The following is a 21,584-nucleotide window of genomic DNA, read 5'->3' as shown; positions in this document are numbered from 1 at the left end:
CTTGAAAATTTCATTGAGCTCAAGCGCAATATCGCAACAACGAACCCCGGGCTTAATTAAATTCAAGCCAGCTTCGTGCACTTCGACGTTGGCTTTCCAGTATTTCATATGTGCATCAGATACATGCTCGGCAAACAGCGTTCTTTCCAGCGCAGTGTAATATCCGGCAATCATCGGAAAGCAGTTCAAACTCAGGATATCACCCGATTCAATCTTCCGACTGGTCACAGGGTTATGGGCACCGTCTGTATTGATCCCGGATTGGAACCAGGTCCAGGTATCCATCAGCTCTGCATCAGGAAAGGTCTTTGCAATATGGCGAATCATTGCCTGCGTCGAATGAAGCGCGACTTCGTGCTCTGGAACACCCACAGCAATGGCTTCTGCACAGGCAGCGCCACCAATATCAGCCGTCGCTGCACCATGTTTGATAATCGCGATTTCTTCCGCAGATTTCAGCATCCGCATCCGCATGGTCGATACACCGATATCAACAAACTCAGGACTGCCAAGTGCCGCAGCCATTTTGTTTTTGTTATCGATGTTAATATGATCGAATTCCAGTCCTACACAGCTCAAGTTTTGCCCCGACAGCTCATCCTTGATCGCAAAGAAATAGTTATCTTTTTGCCAATCCGTGTAGATGACGTTGTCGTCAAAGCTGCGTCTCCACGGTTGCGCACCATCAATATTCGCCGTTACAGAGATATGTTTATCCTGTGTGACAATCAGACCATAAGGACGCCCGAAGGCACAGTATACAAAGTCATTGAAATAGTTGATGTTGTGATAAGAGGTCAAAACCACAGCATCAATATCATTATCAGCCATATGCCGGCGTAGATTACTGACACGGCGTTCCATTTCTAATCTAGAAAATGTGCCTCGTATTTTTTCTCCGTTACGGATGCGCAGTGTGCGTTCCATTGCTGACTCCAATAGTAAGGGAATTAATTTTCGCCCTATTGGTATCAAAAAAACATATATAAAAATAATTTATATTATGAATTCAAACATTAACATTATAAATAAATGAGGGCCACCTTCGGGGGAAGGCGACCCTCGATACGCAAGCCAGCAATCTTTTAAGGGAAAAGTTGCGGCTCAAGCGCAAACGGATTGCGAGAGGCAGTATTTAAATAAGCTGCTCACAATCACTATAATGTCCCCTGCTTAGGCCAAATGATAACACTCGCGCAATAAGAACTTATTAGGCTAATTTTGTGTAAAATTTTATGTATTTTAAGGACTTAAGATTATTTCACTTAATAACAAAGGAAAACAGTAGCTTATAATTTAACCAGCTTGTTCAGTAAGCAAATATAAGTGTTTTATTTATACAAACAGGAAATAAAAATTATCCAAAATTCTTCTGTGTTAACCTCAATCGAGTACGTGAATCTCTTTTAAATTCCAGATCCAATTTACAGTAGAAATTTCTCTATAATTCATTTCGCCATCCCTTTCTTTGATCATACAAGGCAAAAGAAGGCGGATCGGTCCCTTCCTCTCAACCCTGATCTCACGAGACTGATATCGTGTCGCGAAAAACAGACAACTCGCAGGCCACTTCGCAAGCGTTAAATCAATTGCATAGCCACCTAAAGCAACCATTCTAACTTGTCTAGCATCTGATATTCCCGAGGCTCTTAGAATATCTGGCAATAATACTCCCTGATACGGTCCAGCCTCATTCTCCCAGATTGGCGGCAGTGAAACCTCATAGAGAGGTAATTTTTCAAGATCCACGGTTCTGAATTTTGAAATTTCCTCTCCCTTCTTAACCATAAGCACACGTTTATTGCTAATAGAGGTTTCTAAATTTTCTTTGAAAAAACTGACCGAGCTTGCATCAGCATAGGCTTTTGAAACCCCGATAAAAAATATACTTACAAAGATCAAAACTGGTAGAAAAGGACGTTTATCCACTAGACTAACTCTCAAAGAATTTTCCTGATAAACACATGATAAATATTAATAATTAATAAGATATCTAACTTATGATGTTTTATTTAAGTCATACGATGAGCAAACATTATTTTACTGAACCTCCTCCGACTATCGTTAAGGGTTTGAATTACTTGTACAAAGAACATAGCTCAACGTTGCAAGATACAGCCTGCTCAGCCGGGGTATCAGATTCGGGGAAATAGAGTACAGAAAGTCAAAAAATATTTAACAGAAACGCCTACAGAGGCGTATTACAATTCCGTAGCTTACATTCCTTACCAAGCGGTATTTGAGAGTATGACACACCTTAGCCAAAATAAGGGCTAAAGCCCGACGATATCGACAAAAAAGTGGTGATTTTTCACCTTAGTAGTGGGTAATAAACTTTGGTCTCTTTAGTATCTTGTTTAAATAAATGCAATGTTATATCATTACATTTATTTAAACTTACGTGACGACACCCCCCGAATAAACATTGATGAAAGGCTCGGTCTCTTGAGAGACCTGAGCGGTAAGGCATAAAAATGCAGTTGACTAAATCCCTCACCCACACCGAAGCTGACGTTATGGTGCAAGGAAGCGACGCATCAACACTGTCACATATCCAACAGCGTGGTGTTGCAGCAGCTGTCTGGCAACGAGAACTAGCATTAGATTTTTCGGACTGGATCAGAGAACTCAACCCGGAAAACTTGCCACAATTTCGGAGCCTAGTAACCGTAGACGCACTTGAAAAAAGCATCCATGCAGCTTGCGACCTGTCGCATACACCACCCGGCAAGCATCGCGATATGTTGGCTGGGGATATCGCTGCACTAGGATTCATTATGAGCGAAATCATGGAGAGTTCTTTACTTCATGTTCGGATCGAACCTGTGAATACAAACGCTTGCCGTAAATTCCATGTCGACAATATGACCGCCCGCATGCTTTGCACATATCGCGGAAGGGGTACTCAGGTGGCGCAACGAGGTGCTGAAGACACACCAATCACTGTGACTGCAGGAGATGCTATTTTACTGCGTGGCGCTCGTTGGCTTGGAAAGGAAGAAACCACGCTGCAGCACCGCTCTCCACCAATCATAGGAACTGGAGAAACCCGTTTGTTGCTCGCGATAGACCCGGGTTCAGACTACAAATCTGAAATTGTTAATCATTAAGCTCTGTGGCCGTTTTACGTATTCAAATACCACTCCGGCAGAGAAACATCACATGCCCAAAGAAAGACAGTCTCAACAAAATCACAGCCTTGTGGTGACCACCCGCTCAGCTATCGACAAAGCACACACCGTGTTTCTACGCTGGGTAGAGGCTGTATCAACGCGCGATATCGATACGGTTTTGGCACTATACGTAGAAGACGCCTTTTTGGTACCGACCTTGCAAAATAAAATCTGCTCAACCACACAGGACCGTTGCCTTTATTTCGAAATGCTATTTGGAAATCCTGATCTAAACTGTCGTGTCGACGAGTGGTATGCACGATCCAATCACAATCAGAAAACTGTTGTCCTGAGCGGACTCTATACGTTTACATTTACTGTTGATAAAAGCAGACAAACCATTCCGGCACGCTTTATTTTCACGTTCGAATGCATCAACAGCAAATGGCTAATTACTGGTCATCACTCTTCACAGTTTATCTAGGAGCGATTTTTACTTGAGCGATAGTGGATCAGCAAATGTTGTTTCATACTCTTTATATTAAAGTGGAGGGTTGCAAAGCTTTTAACCGAGATATCCGCGACTGATGATGAAGAAACAAAAAAAGAAGTCATCACGTTGAGTTTACACCCTCAGAAATAACTTCTTTTCTTAAAATAATAACCTTTCAAAACAAGATCTAAGCACCTGTCTCTCTTGCGGCCCCTTCAATTGCTGTTGGCTTAGCGATCACAATTTCATTGCTTTCAGTATTCTCTAACACCAAAGATGTACCTGCTTCTTTTCCAACACCTTTTGGCTCAGATCCCTTCGACACAAGAGCATTTTCTTCCGTTAATACTGTCGGACGTTTCCAGGCAAGGGAATCAAAAGAACCACAATCGCCACAATGAGCTTGCCAATTTTCTGCGATCGCTCCACAGGATTCACAAACCCAGTTATGCGCAATAAGAGCCGTTTCTGATTTTTCAAACCACTCTGCAGCAGCGCGACTGTCTCCATGTTCTTCCTGTTCCAATCTCCCCATCAAACGACAGACCAACCGGCTAGGACCACCTTGCTCAGATGCCTGCTTTAGGTGACGCCGTGCTTCTCCCCACAACTTGGCTGCTAAATTAGCTTCGGCCAAGGCAATATGGCTTTCATAATGATCTTTATTCTGAGCAACCATCTGGCCCAAACGCTTGGCTCGCTCAACGTTACTTTCAGAAGGCCAAAGGGTTAGGAAGACACGGGCTAGATCACGGTGAGGCTGTTTGCCCCACGCTTTTTTCAATGTTTTTTCAGCATCCTTGATTCGCCCGGCACGATTATAAGCCTCAGCCAGGAATGCCACAGCTGGTACCAGATCAGGCGCGAGTTTGTAGGCCTCTTTAGCGAAAGCCAACGAAGCTTGGAGATCCCCCTGATCATTTGCTTTCAAAGCTTGCTGTAACTTTACAACAGCCCGTTTTCGCGCCGCTTCAGCAGGAGCGAGATTTTTCGTCTTGGCCCCTTCTTTCAACGCTTGATCCGCAATTGCAAATTGCCCCGTTGCTTCCGAAAGCTCAAACAAACTTTCCTGAACCCAAGGCGTTTTGGGGCTCAAGGCATGTGCTTGTTTGGCAAGCTCCAGCGCCTCGGTAAAATCACCACGCCGTTGGGCTTGCATCAAAAGCCCACGTAACCCGAGAAAACGGGTCTCCTTGTCTTCCAACATAGCTTTGAAGTAATTGGTCGCAGCTTCCTCATTACCTTGCAACTGTGCAGCTTGAGCAGACAAAAGCATGGTCAAAGGCGGTTCATCTGATAACAAACTCTCCGCTTTTCGGGCCATCGCAAGGGCCGTATCGGCTTCGCCAGCGGCCACAGCAACCATGCCGTGGGTCAAAGCTTTATACCCACGTTTCTTGCGATTATCTTGCCGGGCCTGGCCAAACAGTGCTGGCGCGTTGATAAGACTACGCCAAAACCGATAAAGAAATGCGGCAGATATAGCCAACGCAGCAGCAGCAAGGAAAAGCACTCCAACTGTTGTTTCCAGACGGTACCCAATCCAATCTACAGAAACCAGACCAGGACGATTCGCAATCCATATAACAATCGTTAGAACAATTGCCAGCTTAAGAAAATAAATCAGTGTTTTTTTCATTATTCAATACCTCCGGCACCGCTACCCTGTGCCGTAACACCGATCAAAAGCAACGCCAGTTGTTGACTGATTTGTTCGCCTTCTCGACGTTGCTTGGCCAACAAAAGCCAATTTTCCATGCCAGAGGTCGCTGCAGAAGTGAGATTTTCGAGTTCCTGCAAAGCACCCGATAGATCACCATCTTTCAGATAATTTTCTGCACGAGCCAGAACACTGGAAGTCCCCTGTCCGTCAAGGATATCAATTGGACGTATGGAAACCACATCTGTTACCCGGCCGATGGCTTTATCAACCCAGGTTTGCCCGCCCGCAATCTTATCAGCCGAAAGCGCATCGCGTGCAGCTGATGGGAAACTCGCCCGCAGATCAGTCAAACTAGGCAAGCCGACAGCTGCAAACGAAGAAAGCGGAGACACCAGTTCATGAATAGTGCTGTTTTCCGGCGCAACAGCGCGGACAAGATCCAGTTCTTTCACGAAAGGGCCAGATCCGCGTAAAGCATCACGTAACTGCAGAACCCCAAGCGCAAGATAAACATCACCCGTTGCAGGACCTCCAACCAATGACTGAGAAGGAACTGCGTCCCCAGACTTAAGGCTTGCAACTTCTGAGATCAAAGCGTTCATTTGTGTTCGAATAGACGCCAATTGTTGAACAGAGGCCCCGTCAGAACTGTCCCCAACGGAAGATGAGGCAAATCCCGTACTCTCGATAGCATCCATGCGTTGGCGTGTTTGCTCCAGCTCAGTTCTCAGGGCCTCAACCAAATCCTTATCTGCATCACTGGATGTGACAACCACTCCACCGTTGGTCAGGTCATTGAGCTGCCGCTCCAGCTCTGATTGCTGAAGTTTTAGCGTCCGTACTGTTTCTGAAAGCGCTAGAAAACGATTTTGATCAATGCTCTTGCTTTGCGCATTGAAAACATCTTGCTCCAAGTCGACGATTCGCTCTTCCAAAGAACTGACACTTGTTGTTTCCGCTTCGCCCCCAAATGTCGGAATTTTCTCAACAAGGGGTAACCACTCACTTCGAAAGAAAACGGCAGCTGCCATGGCCAGAGCACAGAAGCCAACCCCGTAGAAGAAGCTGTTCAGACTTCCGCCCTTTTTAACAACCGCAACGGTTTGCGTATCAGAGAGCAGTTCATCAGCTTTGTTTGGTCCCAGACCGATACCATTATCTTTTTCAACACCCGTGTTTGCCTGAGCGTCATCATTCTTATCGCCGACAGTTGCCTTTGACCCGGACACCGGTATAGCGCTCGACGCTTTAAGAGGCGACTTTATATCGGACTTACCACTGGAACTACTTGAGCCAAGATCACTCGAAGCGCCTTGTTCTGCTTCATCTGAAAGTAAAAGATCACTTTCGCGAACCCGAACCACATCAAGTGTAATTTTCGCTTTTGCCGCGGCTCTTAGTATATCTTCATGGCGAGCAGAAGGAATTGAATCGCGCTCTTTCCAACCTTGGACGGTGCTAACAGCAATGCCAAGTTTGCTGGCCAAAGGCCTCAAACCACCAAAGGCATTAATAATTTCCTGTGTTGGACTTTCCGTAACCGCTTCTTTATCAAGCGATTTGTTTTCATCTTTTACAGAAGAACCTGTTGTCGGTTTGTTTGATTTGTCGCCCTGTTTGCTGGCCATAGCATCCTCTGTTATCCAGATTGTGTAGATCCAAACGATCAAAACACGTGATTAAGGAAACTATGCGCCAGAGTTAAGGTAAAATCTAGTACGTACGTACACTTATTTGCCTGAGGCGATTAACTTTATCATATCAGCCCTGTTTGGCTGTTCTGAAACCAAAAGCTTAACCCCGCGTATTTGCTCAAAGCAATCGGCAACCGCCTTGCTCAAACAATAGATGGTTAAGCCCTCTAGACTGGACACTAAATTCTCTTGGGATACCAATGCCAAGAACACCTTGGAAGAACGTGGCGAAAAAAAGCTTATCTCGTTGATTTTATTTTCTTTTAACATTTGACATGTTTGTTGAAGCAACACTTTGGATGACATGGCTTCGTACAAAATTTCACGACGATAAGCATAACCAAACTGGTCAAGATCTACCTGAAGATCCCCTGCTATTTTTGACGCTGCAGGATGTAATAAAACACCCTTTTTTGCGCTCAGTTTTGCCTGAACCAGCTTCGCTAAATCACCCACATCACCATTAGCGGAATAAACCATTTCGAATCCATACTCACGCGCGGCTTCAGCAGAGCTTTCCCCAACACAAAGCGCTGGTAATGAACGATCTTTGCTATTCAGTTGATAAGCACGTACACCATTTGCTGAGGTAAAAAGAACAGCCTGTACGTCAGAAAGATCTAGTTCAGCAGAATTTTGAAACACAATGTCAAAAACGGCATCAAAACACACCTCGCGCCCCAACAAACGAAGTTCAGAAGCAAAAGGTTCCTGATCTGCTTGTGGACGCGTAACAAGGTGAGTGATCATTAACGACCTCTATAACGAATCAAGGGCAAATCAGGACTGTTGCGCTTCCAATATTTTGAAAAACTCTTCACCAGCCTGCTCTTTTAGGTCTCGTCCTGCAGAGCGTCCCATTTCCTCAGCCGATGATATCGGGCCACGCCGCTCTGTTCTGAATATTTTACTACCATCTGTCGCTGCCAGCATCGTACGAAGATAAAGCTCATCACCTTCTATTTCAGCAAGAGCAGCAATTGGTGTTCGACAAGATCCATCAAGTTCCGCGAGGCAAGCCCGTTCGGCAGTAATTCGTTGCATCGTCGGTTCATGATGGATGGCATCAACATAGGCACGAATACGATCATCACCCGTTCTTACCTCTAGCCCGACAGCACCTTGTGCCGGGGCTGGCAACATTTCTTCGGTTGAAAGTGCTGCCGTGATCAAGTCGGATTGTTTCAGTCTATTCAGGCCAGCAACAGCAAGCAGTGTCGCATCAACTTGCCCTTCTTCCAGTTTACGTAGTCTAGTCTGAACTGAGCCACGAAAGGTAATAACTTCAATGTCTGGGCGTTTTGCTTTGATCTGGGCCTGTCTGCGCAAAGAAGCAGAACCAACAATAGCACCTTTCGGAAGCTCTGCCAGTGAGTTGGCTTTCGAAGAGAAAAGTGCATCACGGGGATCTTCCCGCTCCAGAACTGTGGAAATTTCCAACCCATCAGGCAACCACGTCGGCACATCTTTCATAGAATGTACTGCAATATCAATGCTGCCATCCTGAAGACCGTCTTCAATCTCTTTGGTAAAAAGGCCCTTACCACCAATTGCAGACAACGCCCGATCTTGAATCTTATCGCCAGTGGTATTAATCACCACAACCTCGACCGACTCATCATCCTTTAAATCAGAATGGACCTCTTGCAACAGGCGTTTAACTTCAAAAGCTTGAGCTAAAGCAAGGGGACTTCCCCGGGTACCAAGACGAAGAATAGGATTATCAGTCATAAATTATTGCCATACGTTTCTGTAAGTCTGAAAAAAGAATTTATCCAAAGAAAATTCAATCACGCGCACCTTACTCTTTCAGTCCCGCTTCGACAATTCTTATGGTGAAAGTAAGTCACGCGGCGAACCGACGCAGAGCCGATCTTCCCATAACGATACCTTCAGAATATAAAAGTGCCGTAGATACGAATGATCAAAACCACTCACAGGTTTTCTTGGCCCGCCGTTATATTTTTCAAGCTTTCAGCCCAATCCATTCCTTGAGCTAACCATTTCATTTTAATGTTATGTCCCCCTTTGTGGAGACATAACTCCACTTCTCTTCCCGTTGCACACCCCCGCCAAATTTCACAGGTCATATCATCAAGAGAAACAACTTCGGGTTCACCTTCACAGCGGTTAGTTTCTTGCCAGATACGCACGCCTGTTTTGACATCACCTTGATGCCACCGCGCACCGATAGGTCGTCCCGTCATCGGCACAACACGATCTGACAATCCGTGAATATGACGTATGTTTACCGGGTTATCACACGCAATAGGATGGGGACGCCAGAACGAGCCAGCAATCGGGAAGAAGGCAGAAAATTCTTCGCCCATATAACAAGCAACATCCCAAGCCATTGACCCACCTTGGGAAAAACCCGAAACCCATAAACGATCTTTATCAAGCTTATGCCGAGACTTCACATCACTAAGAATATCACTGGTAAAGGAAATTTCATCACGTCTTTCGCTCGGTGCTCCGACATTCGACCAACTACGATTGAGACCATCGGGAATAACGAGCATCACCCCTCGTGAAGCAGCCAATTTCAATAAAGCATTATTCTTCAGCACAAGATCTGCGCTCTGCCCATAGCCGTGATAATAAAACAGTGTCGGATACGGCGCTTCGGCTTCGTTTTCAGCTTCATTTTTAGCTTCTGGCATAACTGTGATATAGCGCCCTGACCCGAGAACTCTTTCCTCTACCTTTGAGCCTGCCTTTACTTGCGGGCTCGCAGCTTGAGATAGGGAAGCGAGAAATAATCCACCGAGCAACAGTCCAATAACAACAAGAGCTTCAATTCGTTTCATAAAATCTCCAACTGAAAACGCGGTATTGTCAAACCCCGCTTATTTATCAAGTAGGCGAGCTTGACGACTTTTCCACCTCACAGGAAAACAACTTTTAGTTATGCCCGCTAAAAAGAGAGCTTTTTTATCGTGAAAAGCGGATTAACTAAGATTTAAACAGTCAAACCTTGCCGAAACGCTGCTAATGGTATTTTCTACAGAAAGATTTTGAACTAAAAAGCTAGGCTGAAAATGAGAGATTGTCTCTCTTATTACTCAGTCGAATTGAAAAGCATGGTCCATTTAAAAAACATAAAAGTACTTGGTATTGAAACCAGCTGTGATGAAACAGCAGCGGCCATTGTTGATAGTAACCACAATATTCTCGCCAACAAAGTTCTTACCCAGCTAGAAGAACATGAGCCCTATGGCGGTGTCGTTCCCGAAATTGCCGCGCGCAGTCACATGAACCATCTTGATCGCCTCATCAGATCTGCGCTGGAAGAGGCCAACCTAGATTTTGATCAGTTAGATGGTATCGCGGCAACAGCAGGTCCTGGCCTGATCGGTGGCGTTTTTGTCGGTGTCATGACAGCCAAGGCAATCGCGGCTGCACGCAAACTGCCTTTCCTTGCGGTTAACCATCTCGAAGGGCATGCGTTAACCGCCCGCCTGACAGAAAAAGAAGCCGCCAGCTTCCCCTACCTTCTTCTTCTCGTCTCTGGTGGGCATTGCCAGCTCCTCGCCGTAGAAGATGTGGGACGTTACACCCGACTGGGCGGCACCATTGATGATGCCGTGGGCGAAGCTTTTGATAAAACAGCTAAGATGATGGGTCTTCCCTACCCGGGGGGGCCTATGATCGAGCAGATTGCCAAAAACGGTGATCCCAAACGTTTTGATCTGCCGCGCCCGATGAAAGGGCGTCCGGGGTGCGACTTTTCTTTTTCAGGTTTAAAAACTGCCATGCGCAAACAGATCCTTGAGTGCGCCAGTAACGAAAGAAGCGAAGAAGCAGATATTGCGAACCTAAGCACCCAAGACAAAGCCGATCTTGCGGCTTCGTTCCAACTGGCCGTCGGCGATGTGCTTGTTGATCGTTGTAAAAAAGCCATGGATATCTTTCAGGATACCTATGGCCAACCAGGACCATTGGTCGTCGCGGGCGGGGTTGCGGCAAACTTGGCACTACGAGCACGCCTTACAGAACTGACAGATACCTATAGCACCAGCTTACTAGCCCCACCGGTTAAGCTCTGTACAGATAACGGTGTTATGATTGCATGGGCCGGATTAGAGCGTTTGCGTCTCGGCCTGACAGACTCGTTGGACTTCGCCCCTCGCCCGCGTTGGCCGCTTGATCAACTCACGGGGGTAGAAACCGCAAAGTCATGACAGGACAGCCGGCGAAAAAAATTGGTGTTCTCGGAGCTGGGGCATGGGGAACGGCTCTGGCCGCTGTCGCAGCTGAGGCAGGAAATGATGTTATTCTCTGGTCGCGTAATAAGAACGTTGTTTCTGATATCAACAACGAACACGAAAACAAACTCTACCTGAAGGGCGCCAACCTTAACCCAAGAATCACAGCAACAACAGAAACATCCAACCTTCAGAACTGTGACGTTCTCTTACTGGTTGTACCTTCTCAACACTTGGGCTCTGTACTAAAATCCAGTAAGGATCAGATCAACCCAAACACACCCCTTGTCCTTTGTACCAAAGGTGTAGAAATCAAAAGCGGCCTGCTCATGACAGAGATGATTGCAGAGATCCTTCCGAAAAATCCTCTTGCTGTCCTCTCGGGTCCAACCTTTGCCATCGAAGTTGCCAACAAGCAGCCAACCGCAGTTACACTTGCCTGTGCAGATGAAAATCTCGGTAAAAATTTATCCCTAACACTCAATAATCGCTCCTTTAGAATTTACCAATCTCTTGATCCTATCGGGGCCGAGATTGGCGGTGCAGTAAAAAATGTGATCGCGATTGCCTGTGGCATCGTCGAGGGCAAAAAACTAGGTGACAATGCTCGTGCGGCCCTGATCACGCGCGGTTTATCTGAAATTGTGAAACTTGGCCTTGCAAAAGGCGGGCGACGGGAAACCCTTATGGGGCTATCGGGGATGGGGGATCTCACCCTGACCTGCACAGCCACACAATCCAGAAACTATGCCCTTGGTAAAGCCTTGGGTGAAGGTATCTCGATAGAAAATTACCTAAAGGGTCGAATTACGGTCGCCGAGGGTTTAAGCTCCAGCAAGTCGGTAACAAAACTCGCCCAAAAACTATTTATAGACATGCCAATTTGTCATGCTGTTTGCGATATCCTTCATAATGATGCAGATATTGACGCAACAATCGCCCAACTTCTCGCCCGCCCTCAAAAGGCCGAGGCATAAAATATTCAACACTTTGATTAACTAATATTAGGGAAATATCCAATGAAATTTATCTTTTCATGTGTCGATAAAAAAGATCACGCCCACGTTCGCGCCGAAAATCGCCCCGCTCACTTGGAATACCTCAATCAGTTTAGCGACCACATTGTCGTCGCAGGTCCAACACTCGGGGCCGATTATGAAAGCATGACAGGCAGCCTGCTGATCCTCGAATTTGATGATGATACCGCAGCTCAAGAGTTCGCCCTCAACGATCCTTACAATAAAGCAGGCCTATTCGAACAGGTGACCATCACGCCTTGGAAACAGGCCCTGCCGAAGTAAGGCTTAATGCCTGCTTGAAGTTTCTATCAGAATTGGACATCACCAATCTGTATATCAATAGCACCGCTTGTTTACCCAGCAAGCAGTGCTATTCTATTTTGGGAGGGCCCCAATAAAAGGAGCATGCTTTGGCATATTGGCTGATGAAGACAGAACCCGGTAGCTGGTCATGGGAGGATCAGGTTACCAAAGGCGTTGAGCACTGGGACGGTGTTCGCAACTATCAGGCATCGAACAATATGAAGGCGATGAAGGTAGGGGATCGCGTATTTTTCTATCACTCTGTCAAAGAGAAGAAGATCGTCGGCATCGTAGAGGTTTGTAAAGAATACTATCCGGACCATACGGATAAATCAGGGCGATTTGGCATGGTCGATGTCAAAACCCTTTACCCCATGACCACGCCTGTCAGTCTGGAACAGATTAAAGCCCATTCCGAATTGCAGGATATGGCCCTGATCAAACAATCACGACTTTCAGTCATGCCGGTAAGTGATAAAGAATGGCGTATTATTTGTAGGATGGGTGATACAGAGCCTTCTTAAATAAGCTCTTCAATACAAAGCTACGATGTAGGGCAGAATCTCACTATATTTTAAAGAAATACACCGATTTAGTCTTTCTTCAAGATCTTACCAACAGCTTCTTCCAAAGCCGTTATCAATCCCTGATCCTCTTCACGGCCATTGCCTTTGATCTTTTGTGAGATAATGACGCGCATCGTATTCACATGCACTTCTATCAAATCCAGACGCTCAGCTGCTGCTGCATTTTCCTGAATAAAATGACACAGCGACTTTGCCGCCATCGTCAAAAGCGGATAGCTAAATGTTGCTGCCTGCCCCTTGATATTATGGCTCACGGTATGGATTTCTTTTATGCAATCAGCAGCTTTAGTGGGATCCTTTTTTGCGATCTGAAGAAACTTAGAAATACGTGCGACTTCTTCGCTAACCAAAATTTCATAGTCATCTTCCATATTTGAAAGTGCCCGTTCTGCTTTCTCAACGATATCCTCAAGTTCAGGACCACCTTCTGATGGTACCTTTGGCTTCAGATTGTTGGTTGGCATATGCAATTTCACTTCCACTTTTACGTCCTGTATATTTCTGAAACGACCACTATTCGACCCTAATATTCGATCCGGGTTTCAGGCATATTATCACCTAGTTTACAGGATGAAACCTTAATCAAGTACAAAGAAAATTATCTCCAACCCTAATTCAACCAACAGTCGTTTTATCTTTTAAAACCCCGAGTTAACCGACTTATCCTTCAAGCCGTCTGTGAAAATCGTCGTAAAGGTTGATCGGTAATTGGCCAGTGAACCATCGCAGCAAAAACACCGAGGAAGATCGAAGCCCACCACACCAAATCATAGGATTGGGTAGAATCATACAGAACTCCGCCCAACCAGACGCCGATGAAGCTGCCGACTTGATGGCTAAAGAAAACAAAGCCAAACAAAGTTCCCATATATTTTGGGCCAAAAATTTGAGCCACCAGACCTGAAGTCAAAGGTACAGTACTCAGCCACAAAAGTCCCATGACAAATCCAAAAACAAGAAAGGATACAGTGGAAGCCGGGATCAAAATAAAGGCAAGAATAGCTACAGAACGTGCCAAATAAATGCCTGAAAGCAAATATTTCTTCCGATAGGCACCGCCTAAAGCACCCGCTGTGTATGACCCAAAAATATTTGCGAGCCCAACCAGCGCCAAAGTCCACGCCCCCACTTCCGGCGCCAGACCTTTATCGATCGCATAAGAGGGAAAATGAACAGTAATAAAGGCCAGATGAAACCCACAAACAAAGAAGCCTGCGATCAATAACCAGTATCCCCTATGTCGTGAAGCTTCTTTCAAAACATCAACCATGGACAAAGAATTTTCGGGCGAAGGGCTTTCAGATATAGCCAATTGATCAGAAACGGATGAACCGCCCCGAAGAAAATAGGCTGCAGGAATGATTAACATCAAAAGCCCTGCCAAAATTAGCAAGGCATCTTGCCAACCAAAACTTTGTAACAAACTACTGCCAAAGGGGATAATAAGGAACTGTCCCAAGGATGCCGATGCTGTCGCAATCCCTAGTGCCAGCGACCGCTTTTCTTCAGAAACAGAGCGTCCGATAACGGCGAGGACAACCCCAAAGGTAGTACCACTCAAGCCGATGCCAACAAAAAAACCAGGGCCTAAATGCGAGGCAATTGGCGAATAGTCCATCGCACCAAGGACAATACCCCCGGCATAAATCAACGCACTCAACACCAAAACGCGTCCGGCACCATAGCGGTCAGCAACCATTCCGGCAAAAGGTTGTGCCGCCCCCCAAAGTAGATTTTGCAACGCCAACGAAAAAGCAAGGACCTCTCGTCCCCAATTCAGTTCATCCGAGATCGGCTTTACAAAAAGGCCATAGCTTGACCGAACCCCAAAAGCCAAACAGAGGATGAGACACCCTGACAGTAGAACGACCCATACAGGCCTAGAGGACGAAATAGATTTGTCAGCGCTTGTCATAGGAATTAGCTCACTCAGAGGACGGCGATAAATAAAGACGAATTTTAGTTAAGAAAAACAGCCACCAATCCACAAAGCTGTATCCCAGAACTTGGCACCAAAAGCCTCAATAGATCCGGGAAACACGACTATAATCAATAAGCAAAAGATTATAATAGTGAGCAATATCAATAGATGTCGTTTAACAGGGCTCATAATAAATATCATACTCTCAGTTATTGAATTCACCAATTGAATCAAATTAATCTCTCGCCTTAGATTTTATAATACCTTCGCCCAGCTACGGTTTCTGCATAAATTACAATAAATACAAAGATCATGGCATAAATCTTTTCACCTTGCTTTAACTTCTTCGCATTACCCTAAGCAATTATTTGCGCTCTCAGAAATAAGAGAGCCAACAAAATTTGGGGACCAGATGGGTAATGAAAGTTTGATAAGTTCCTTACGTCAGGAACGCGATCGTTTTCTCGCTTTTGCTTTTTGTCGAGCAGATCTTTTGCTTGAGCTATCAGAAAAACGTGAAATCGTCTTCATCAGCGGAGCAACACAAGCCATCTTCGGGCACTCAGTTAAAGAGCTGATCGGCATGTCGATTGATGATCTTGTTTTACCCCATGAAGAACCTGTTCTAAAGGGCCTGCTTTCTGGCATGGTTGGCGGTGTCAGGCCCAACCCGATGAATCTTGACTTTAAAAACAAATTGGGAAAAGCCCAACCACTTTCACTCACAGGCTATTATGTTGAAGATTTGGAAAAGCACTATTTCTTATCTTGCAAATTACCTGCCGCAGTAGCCGCAACATCCCCCAAAAGCGCCCGTGACGCAGGCGGTACAGTTATCCATGACAGGGTAAGTTTTGGTAAAGTGGCAGCAGAGCATCTAAAAGCCAATACCGAAGATAAGCTCACATTTATTGAACTTGAGAACTACGACGAGTTTGCAAAAAAACTTAACAAAGACACACGGCAGGAACTGTCTGAAACAATCAACAGCTATCTTAGAGCCAGTTCATCAGAAGCCAATTCGGCTGCCTCTTTCGGGAATGGTAAATACGGTCTGATTAGTCACCCTGATCTGGACATCGAAAAATTAACCGCTGAAATTTCAAAGCAAGTAAAAGCCGCAGACCCCAAAGGAGTAGGCTTAAAAGTCGAACAGGCAAGTATCGCTCTTGCAGACAGCGGTATTTCCGGTGGTAATGCCGCACAGGCCTTAAGCTTTATGATTCAACAATTCGCGCATGATCAAAGCGAAAGCTTCAGCTTGGAAGATCTTGCTCATTCCTTGCCTGAAATTCTTGCGCGCATCAAAAAAACAGCCGAGCGCATCATCAGAGTCACCGAAGGCGAAGACTTTATGATTGTCTTCCAGCCTATTGTAGATTTGAAGACCCGAGCGATTCACCACTATGAAGTTCTGGCCCGCATAAATGACGAAACAGGGTCACCACAAGAATTTATAAGATCAGCCGAGGATTTAAACCTCATCAAAGGCTTTGACCTCGCCATTTGCCGAAAAGCAATCAAATGGATACAGAACAACCCAAGCAAACAGTTTAACCGATCAATTGCTATAAATCTTTCCGCAGCTTCGATAGGGGATGCTGATTTCATTACACAGCTCACCCCTTTATTGGACCCGTTGAAAGACACACCAGAAGCCTTGTTATTTGAAATTACCGAATCAACCAGAATACCAGACCCGGTTATTGCTAATGAAGCAATGCAAGCCCTTCGTAACCTCGGCCACAAAGTATGTCTGGATGATTTTGGAGTCGGCGAAGCTTCCCTTCAATATCTGCGCCAATTTCAGGTCGATGTTCTCAAAATCGATGGAAGCTATGTTCGAGATGCTCTGGAAGACGAAACTTCTGCTCATATTCTCAAAGCCATTGCTGATCTTTGTCGAAAGCTGAAAACAGCAACTGTTGCCGAAATGGTAGAGGATGAGGAAACAACTAAGCTGTTGATCGAGTGCAACGTTGATTTCGGACAAGGTTATTATTTTGGGCGTCCCTGTAACGACATCAATATTTTTGAAGAACCCGACAAACCGCGTACCGTTGTTCGTCGCGGAGAAACCACAGAAAGTTGGTCATAGAACTCATTTTAAAGTCCTTTCTCGCTAAATTTTTTCTGTAATTTCTCTTAAATGATTATTTTTTCGATCACTTAGGTTTAAGCTTTACCCCACAACGAAAAGCGAATGTGAACAGCAATGAATGCTGCATCGCAATATAATTTTCATTAACATGACAATAGCTTATCGATTATTTCCAAATTACCCTTGAGAAATCAGGAAATTCCGTAAATAATCCCTGCGAACAAAAAACCGCTGATAAAAATAAAGCAGCGCAACAATAAATAAGAATATAGGGAGACCGAAAGATGTCGGACGCCACTGTTTTTCCCGTACCGGAAGACCTCGCCCAAAAAGCATGGGTAGATGAACCCCGTTACCTTGAAATGTACCAGCAATCCATCGAAGATCCCGAAGCATTTTGGGCTGAACATGGTAAACGCATTCACTGGTTCAAGCCCTTTACCAAAGTCAAAGACGTAAATTATGGCCCCGGCGATGTTCATATTCGTTGGTACGAAGACGGCACAACAAACGTCTGCTACAACGCGATTGATCGCCACCTGCCGACGAAAAAAGATGACACGGCAATTATCTGGGAAGGCGATGATCCCAGCGAACATGAATACATTACTTACGGGCAGCTTCACGATAACGTAAGCCGCTTTGCCAATGCCATGAAGGCCCGTGGCGTGAAAAAAGGTGACCGCGTCACTATTTACATGCCGATGATTCCCGAAGCCACCTATGCCATGTTGGCTTGTGCCCGTATTGGCGCGGTTCACTCCGTTGTTTTTGGTGGTTTCTCACCAGATGCCCTAGCTGGTCGTATTCAAGGCTGTGAATCCAACTGTGTGATCACGGCTGACGAAGGTCTTCGTGGCGGACGCAAAGTGCCTCTCAAAGCCAACACAGATAAAGCGCTGGAATCCTGCCCCGATGTGGATACCGTTTTTGTTGTCAAACGTACTGGCGGCGACATTAATTGGGATGACAAACGCGACGTTTGGTGGGATGAAGCTTGCGCCGCAGCTGACAAAGAATGCCCCGCCGAAGAAATGAAGGCCGAAGATCCGCTTTTCATTCTTTTCACATCTGGTTCTACTGGCAACCCAAAAGGTGTTCTCCATACGACAGGTGGCTATCTCGTCTATGCGTCAATGACACACAAGTACGTCTTTGATTACCATGACGGTGATGTTTATTGGTGTACTGCCGATGTTGGCTGGATTACGGGACATAGTTATATTGTTTACGGACCGCTTACCAATGGCGCAACAACACTTGTTTTTGAAGGTGTTCCAAACTATCCGACAGCATCCCGGTTTTGGGAAGTATGCGACAAACACAAGGTAAACATTTTCTACACCGCCCCAACCGCAATCCGCGCCTTGATGCGCGAAGGTCTTGAAGCAGTCAAAAGAACATCTCGTTCTAGCATTCGTCTTCTTGGAACAGTGGGTGAGCCAATCAACCCTGAAGCGTGGATGTGGTATCATCAGGTTGTTGGTGAAGGTCGCTGTCAGATTGTTGATACATGGTGGCAAACCGAAACAGGCGGAATTCTTATTACCCCATTGCCGGGTGCAACACCGCTTAAACCTGGCTCTGCGACAAGACCATTTTTTGGCGTAAAACCTTTGCTCGTCGATAATGACGGTAAAGTAATCGAAGGGGCTGGCGAGGGAAATCTTTGTATTTCTGACTCATGGCCCGGGCAGATGCGGACGCTTTATGGTGATCACGAGCGGTTTATACAGACCTACTTCTCAACTTACGATGGCCTTTATTTCACAGGCGATGGTTGCCGCCGTGATGAAGATGGTTATTACTGGATTACGGGACGTGTTGATGATGTCATCAACGTTTCTGGTCACCGTATGGGAACTGCAGAAGTCGAATCCGCGCTTGTTGCTCATGCAAAGGTCGCCGAATCTGCTGTGGTCGGCTATCCACACGACATTAAAGGACAAGGCATCTACGCTTACGTCACGTTGAATGCAGGTGAAGAACCAAGCGATGAACTTCGCAAAGAACTTGTCGTTTGGGTAAGGAAAGAAATCGGCCCGATTGCAACACCGGATATGCTGCAATGGGCACCCGGATTGCCAAAAACACGTTCAGGTAAAATCATGCGCCGTATTCTGCGTAAAATTGCGGAAAATGACTATGACAGCTTGGGGGATACTTCCACGCTGGCTGACCCGTCTGTCGTTGATGATCTTATTGAAAACAGAATGAATAAATAAACTATTCTTCGTTTTATCAGAAAGGCAGCTTTTCAGGAGCTGCCTTTTTTGTTTTTCACCGCCTCAATCAAGCTGGTTCTTTCCATTGTTCCTTCAAGAAATCAAGCAACACACGCAGCTTCAACGGCACAAAATCAAGCTTTTGATAATAGAACCACATTTCAAAGGTTTTGCTTTTTAAATCTGGCAGAACCGGAACCAGATCACCTCTTTCAATCTCGTCTTGAATAATCAATGCTGGGATATAGACAATGCCCTGCCCCTGACAAGCCGCCGCAATCAAAGCTTCGGTATTGTTACTGGAAAGCCGTCCAAAAATATCAACTGTAATATCAACCTGATCCCCGCACTCAAAGTGCCAAGTGGTCGCCTTTGTATTTTCACCATACAGCAAACATCTGTGTGATTTCAGATCATTACTTTCACACAAGGGTTTACTCTCAGCCAGATAACCCGGGCTGGCAAAAAGCTGATTATAATAGCGACAAAGCCGCCGCCCCACATAAGCCATGGAATCAAAATCATCAATTTGCCGTGCCAGAGAAAGATCAACCCCAGCCAAAGGCAGGGTCTCATAGGCCGCAGATTTCAATTCAATATCAATGTCAGGGTTTCTTTTCAAAAAAGATCCCAGAACCGGCAACAAGACCCTATTCAACAAGGGCGAAGGTGCCGCGAGCGTAAGACGACCACGCGGATTTTGCCCCAGATCCTGCGTTTCATCTAACAGAGTCTGCCACTGACTATGCAAAGAAACCATTCGGTGATAAAAATTACTTCCTGCTTCGGTCAAGGTAATACGGCGAGTGGTTCGCCTTAATAGCTGCACCCCCATGGCAGCTTCTAATTCCGATATCCGTTTACTGATAACCGATGGACTGACGTTCATTATACGTGCCGCCGCGGCCATCGTATGATTTTCCACAACCGTTTTAAAAATCAAAGCGCGCTGAAATGAATCCATATTCGTTCCAAAATGAGAATAAACACTTATCAATTATGTTAATTGTTCTCGCTTATTTAGGCAATATGATGCCTCGTCATTTATACGAACCCAAAGGACAAGACGATGTATGTTGTTGAGATTGTGAGCTGGAAAGCGGCACCAAACGTAACCGACCAACAGATGATTGATGCCGTTCAGGCAATGGTTCCCGACCTCGAAAAACTACCCGGATTCAGGTATCAGTCTCTCTCAAAGGACGATGAGGGCCTATGGATGGATATTTACTATTGGGACACCAAAGAAGATGCCCATCAATCAAACGACCTGATGGCGAACAAACAGTCTTTGCAAGACCTTATCCCTCTGATTGATATGAGCAGTCTGAAGATAGATGTTTTGACACCGCATCAAGAGTCAGGCTTAGTAAATTTTTCCTGACAGATACTTTGACCAAAGCTGATAAACGCCCCAAATGCTCATTGAAAAACCCTTCTATTTTCTAAGACACGGCCTAACGGACTGGAACAAAGAAAAGCGTTATCAGGGGCAGCGCGATATCCCGCTTAACGACGAAGGCATTCAACAGGCATATCAGGCACAGGCCCTTCTAAAGAACGAAGATATTACAGCGATCTATACCAGCACGTTGAGCAGGGCAAAAAAGACCGCCGAAATCATTAATGAAGTCCACAAAGTGTCTTTGCTTGAATCATTGGCGCTACAGGAATGTCATTATGGTTCTTTAGAAGGCCAGCTTAAAACAGATCCAAGAGTCGATGCCAATTGGCGAAAGGGAGTAACACCCAAAGGTGCAGAAGACTATCACAGTTTTTCGGATCGAGTGCTCAACGCAGTAAATGATATTCTGAACAGCAGTAATTTGCCCCTCATCGTGGCACACCGCGCTGTTTATTGGCCGATCTCCGAGGCCGCAAATATCGGGTATGACATCGACTTGGGAAATGCATGCCCGCTTCTCATGCACCCTCCAGCAGCAGGTAACGCCAACTGGCGTACAGAGTTTATCCGCGCATAAAATCCAACTCTGTACCTGGTTTATGTGCGCTTCTTACACCAAGCCTTCATATACCTTCTTATCCGGGTCGATTGCCGCGCGTTCTTTTTGACGCATCACTTTCCAAACCTGAAATAGAGCATCCGAAAGCTTGCTTTCCCCGGCAATCGGAGTTGCCTTTGGATCGCTTGAGATATTTCCCAGATTCACCTGCGTGTAGTAATCGCGCCACAACACAGCAGCACTCTCGTCCAATGCCTGATCAAGCATGATTTGGAGCCAGGCATCTTCTGGCA

The 21,584-nt window shown here is 45.7% G+C and carries 21 protein-coding genes; 10 read left to right on the top strand and 11 right to left on the bottom strand.

The window, feature by feature from the left end; translation table 11 throughout:
- Positions 1–927 (bottom strand): aminopeptidase P family protein (locus Q0241_RS09295; protein ID WP_299376470.1); only part of this gene is annotated, 927 nt, incomplete at its 3' end.
- A gap of 456 nt (positions 928–1,383) precedes the next feature.
- Positions 1,384–1,929, bottom strand: a complete 546-nt coding sequence (locus Q0241_RS09290) for a hypothetical protein (RefSeq protein ID WP_299376467.1) — start codon at positions 1,927–1,929, stop codon at positions 1,384–1,386.
- Between the two features lie 545 nt (positions 1,930–2,474).
- Here Q0241_RS09290 and Q0241_RS09285 point away from each other — a divergent pair.
- Both Q0241_RS09285 and Q0241_RS09280 read left to right on the top strand, forming a co-directional pair.
- Positions 2,475–3,110, top strand: a complete 636-nt coding sequence (locus Q0241_RS09285; RefSeq protein ID WP_299376465.1) for a DUF1826 domain-containing protein — start codon at positions 2,475–2,477, stop codon at positions 3,108–3,110.
- 52 nt (positions 3,111–3,162) lie between these two features.
- A complete protein-coding gene (locus Q0241_RS09280; RefSeq protein WP_299376462.1) occupies positions 3,163–3,597 on the top strand; it encodes a nuclear transport factor 2 family protein in 435 nt (144 codons plus the stop codon).
- 196 nt (positions 3,598–3,793) lie between these two features.
- On the opposite strand, the gene Q0241_RS09275 is transcribed toward Q0241_RS09280, so the two are convergent.
- The 5 genes from Q0241_RS09275 to Q0241_RS09255 all read right to left on the bottom strand — a co-directional run bounded on the left by Q0241_RS09275 (position 3,794) and on the right by Q0241_RS09255 (position 9,773).
- Complete coding sequence (locus tag Q0241_RS09275; RefSeq protein ID WP_299376459.1) at positions 3,794–5,245, bottom strand: heme biosynthesis HemY N-terminal domain-containing protein; 1,452 nt, start codon at positions 5,243–5,245, stop codon at positions 3,794–3,796.
- Positions 5,245–6,897: a carph-isopro domain-containing protein gene (locus tag Q0241_RS09270; RefSeq protein WP_299376437.1), complete on the bottom strand. Its 1,653-nt coding sequence runs from the start codon at positions 6,895–6,897 to the stop codon at positions 5,245–5,247. Before Q0241_RS09270 ends, Q0241_RS09275 begins: the two co-directional genes overlap by 1 nt.
- A 102-nt stretch (positions 6,898–6,999) precedes the next feature.
- Positions 7,000–7,713, bottom strand: a complete 714-nt coding sequence (locus tag Q0241_RS09265) for a uroporphyrinogen-III synthase (RefSeq protein WP_299376434.1) — start codon at positions 7,711–7,713, stop codon at positions 7,000–7,002.
- Positions 7,714–7,743: 30 nt separating this feature from the next.
- Entirely contained in the window at positions 7,744–8,694 is a 951-nt protein-coding gene (hemC, locus tag Q0241_RS09260; protein ID WP_299376431.1) for a hydroxymethylbilane synthase, read from the bottom strand.
- 203 nt (positions 8,695–8,897) lie between these two features.
- Positions 8,898–9,773: a hypothetical protein gene (locus Q0241_RS09255; protein ID WP_299376428.1), complete on the bottom strand. Its 876-nt coding sequence runs from the start codon at positions 9,771–9,773 to the stop codon at positions 8,898–8,900.
- A gap of 291 nt (positions 9,774–10,064) precedes the next feature.
- On the opposite strand from Q0241_RS09255, the gene tsaD reads away from it, so the two are divergent.
- The 4 genes from tsaD to Q0241_RS09235 all read left to right on the top strand — a co-directional run bounded on the left by tsaD (position 10,065) and on the right by Q0241_RS09235 (position 13,017).
- Positions 10,065–11,147: a tRNA (adenosine(37)-N6)-threonylcarbamoyltransferase complex transferase subunit TsaD gene (tsaD, locus tag Q0241_RS09250; RefSeq protein ID WP_299376473.1), complete on the top strand. Its 1,083-nt coding sequence runs from the start codon at positions 10,065–10,067 to the stop codon at positions 11,145–11,147.
- Complete coding sequence (locus Q0241_RS09245; protein WP_299376425.1) at positions 11,144–12,148, top strand: NAD(P)H-dependent glycerol-3-phosphate dehydrogenase; 1,005 nt, start codon at positions 11,144–11,146, stop codon at positions 12,146–12,148. The genes tsaD and Q0241_RS09245 overlap by 4 nt, the downstream gene beginning before the upstream one ends.
- Positions 12,149–12,190: 42 nt before the next feature.
- The gene (locus tag Q0241_RS09240) at positions 12,191–12,472 is read left to right on the top strand and encodes a YciI family protein (protein ID WP_299376422.1); all 282 of its coding nucleotides are present in this window, start codon (positions 12,191–12,193) and stop codon (positions 12,470–12,472) included.
- A gap of 128 nt (positions 12,473–12,600) precedes the next feature.
- On the top strand, positions 12,601–13,017 hold the full coding sequence (locus Q0241_RS09235; protein ID WP_299376419.1) for an EVE domain-containing protein: 417 nt from the start codon (positions 12,601–12,603) through the stop codon (positions 13,015–13,017).
- 68 nt (positions 13,018–13,085) lie between these two features.
- Here the strand turns inward: Q0241_RS09235 and Q0241_RS09230 are convergent, their stop codons facing one another.
- Both Q0241_RS09230 and Q0241_RS09225 read right to left on the bottom strand, forming a co-directional pair.
- On the bottom strand, positions 13,086–13,562 hold the full coding sequence (locus Q0241_RS09230) for a hypothetical protein (RefSeq protein ID WP_299376416.1): 477 nt from the start codon (positions 13,560–13,562) through the stop codon (positions 13,086–13,088).
- Positions 13,563–13,747: 185 nt separating this feature from the next.
- The gene (locus Q0241_RS09225; RefSeq protein ID WP_299376413.1) at positions 13,748–14,995 is read right to left on the bottom strand and encodes an MFS transporter; all 1,248 of its coding nucleotides are present in this window, start codon (positions 14,993–14,995) and stop codon (positions 13,748–13,750) included.
- Between the two features lie 418 nt (positions 14,996–15,413).
- On the opposite strand from Q0241_RS09225, the gene Q0241_RS09220 reads away from it, so the two are divergent.
- Positions 15,414–17,099 carry an EAL domain-containing protein gene (locus Q0241_RS09220; RefSeq protein WP_299376410.1) on the top strand — a complete coding sequence of 562 codons (1,686 nt, stop codon included), beginning with the start codon at positions 15,414–15,416 and terminating at the stop codon, positions 17,097–17,099.
- A gap of 287 nt (positions 17,100–17,386) precedes the next feature.
- Complete coding sequence (gene acs / locus Q0241_RS09215; RefSeq protein ID WP_299376407.1) at positions 17,387–19,327, top strand: acetate--CoA ligase; 1,941 nt, start codon at positions 17,387–17,389, stop codon at positions 19,325–19,327.
- A gap of 67 nt (positions 19,328–19,394) precedes the next feature.
- On the opposite strand, the gene Q0241_RS09210 is transcribed toward acs, so the two are convergent.
- On the bottom strand, positions 19,395–20,291 hold the full coding sequence (locus tag Q0241_RS09210; protein WP_299376404.1) for a LysR family transcriptional regulator: 897 nt from the start codon (positions 20,289–20,291) through the stop codon (positions 19,395–19,397).
- A 105-nt stretch (positions 20,292–20,396) separates the two neighbouring features.
- On the opposite strand from Q0241_RS09210, the gene Q0241_RS09205 reads away from it, so the two are divergent.
- Both Q0241_RS09205 and Q0241_RS09200 read left to right on the top strand, forming a co-directional pair.
- Positions 20,397–20,711, top strand: coding sequence for a hypothetical protein (locus Q0241_RS09205; RefSeq protein ID WP_299376402.1), 315 nt, complete (start codon positions 20,397–20,399; stop codon positions 20,709–20,711).
- A 34-nt stretch (positions 20,712–20,745) separates the two neighbouring features.
- Complete coding sequence (locus Q0241_RS09200) at positions 20,746–21,309, top strand: histidine phosphatase family protein (RefSeq protein ID WP_299376400.1); 564 nt, start codon at positions 20,746–20,748, stop codon at positions 21,307–21,309.
- A gap of 33 nt (positions 21,310–21,342) precedes the next feature.
- On the opposite strand, the gene Q0241_RS09195 is transcribed toward Q0241_RS09200, so the two are convergent.
- A partial coding sequence (locus tag Q0241_RS09195; protein WP_299376397.1) for a hypothetical protein occupies positions 21,343–21,584 on the bottom strand: 242 nt, incomplete at its 5' end.

The organism is uncultured Kiloniella sp., from assembly GCF_937128705.1.
GTDB lineage: Bacteria > Pseudomonadota > Alphaproteobacteria > Kiloniellales > Kiloniellaceae > Kiloniella.
This window is presented reverse-complemented; position numbering and strand designations above follow the sequence as displayed.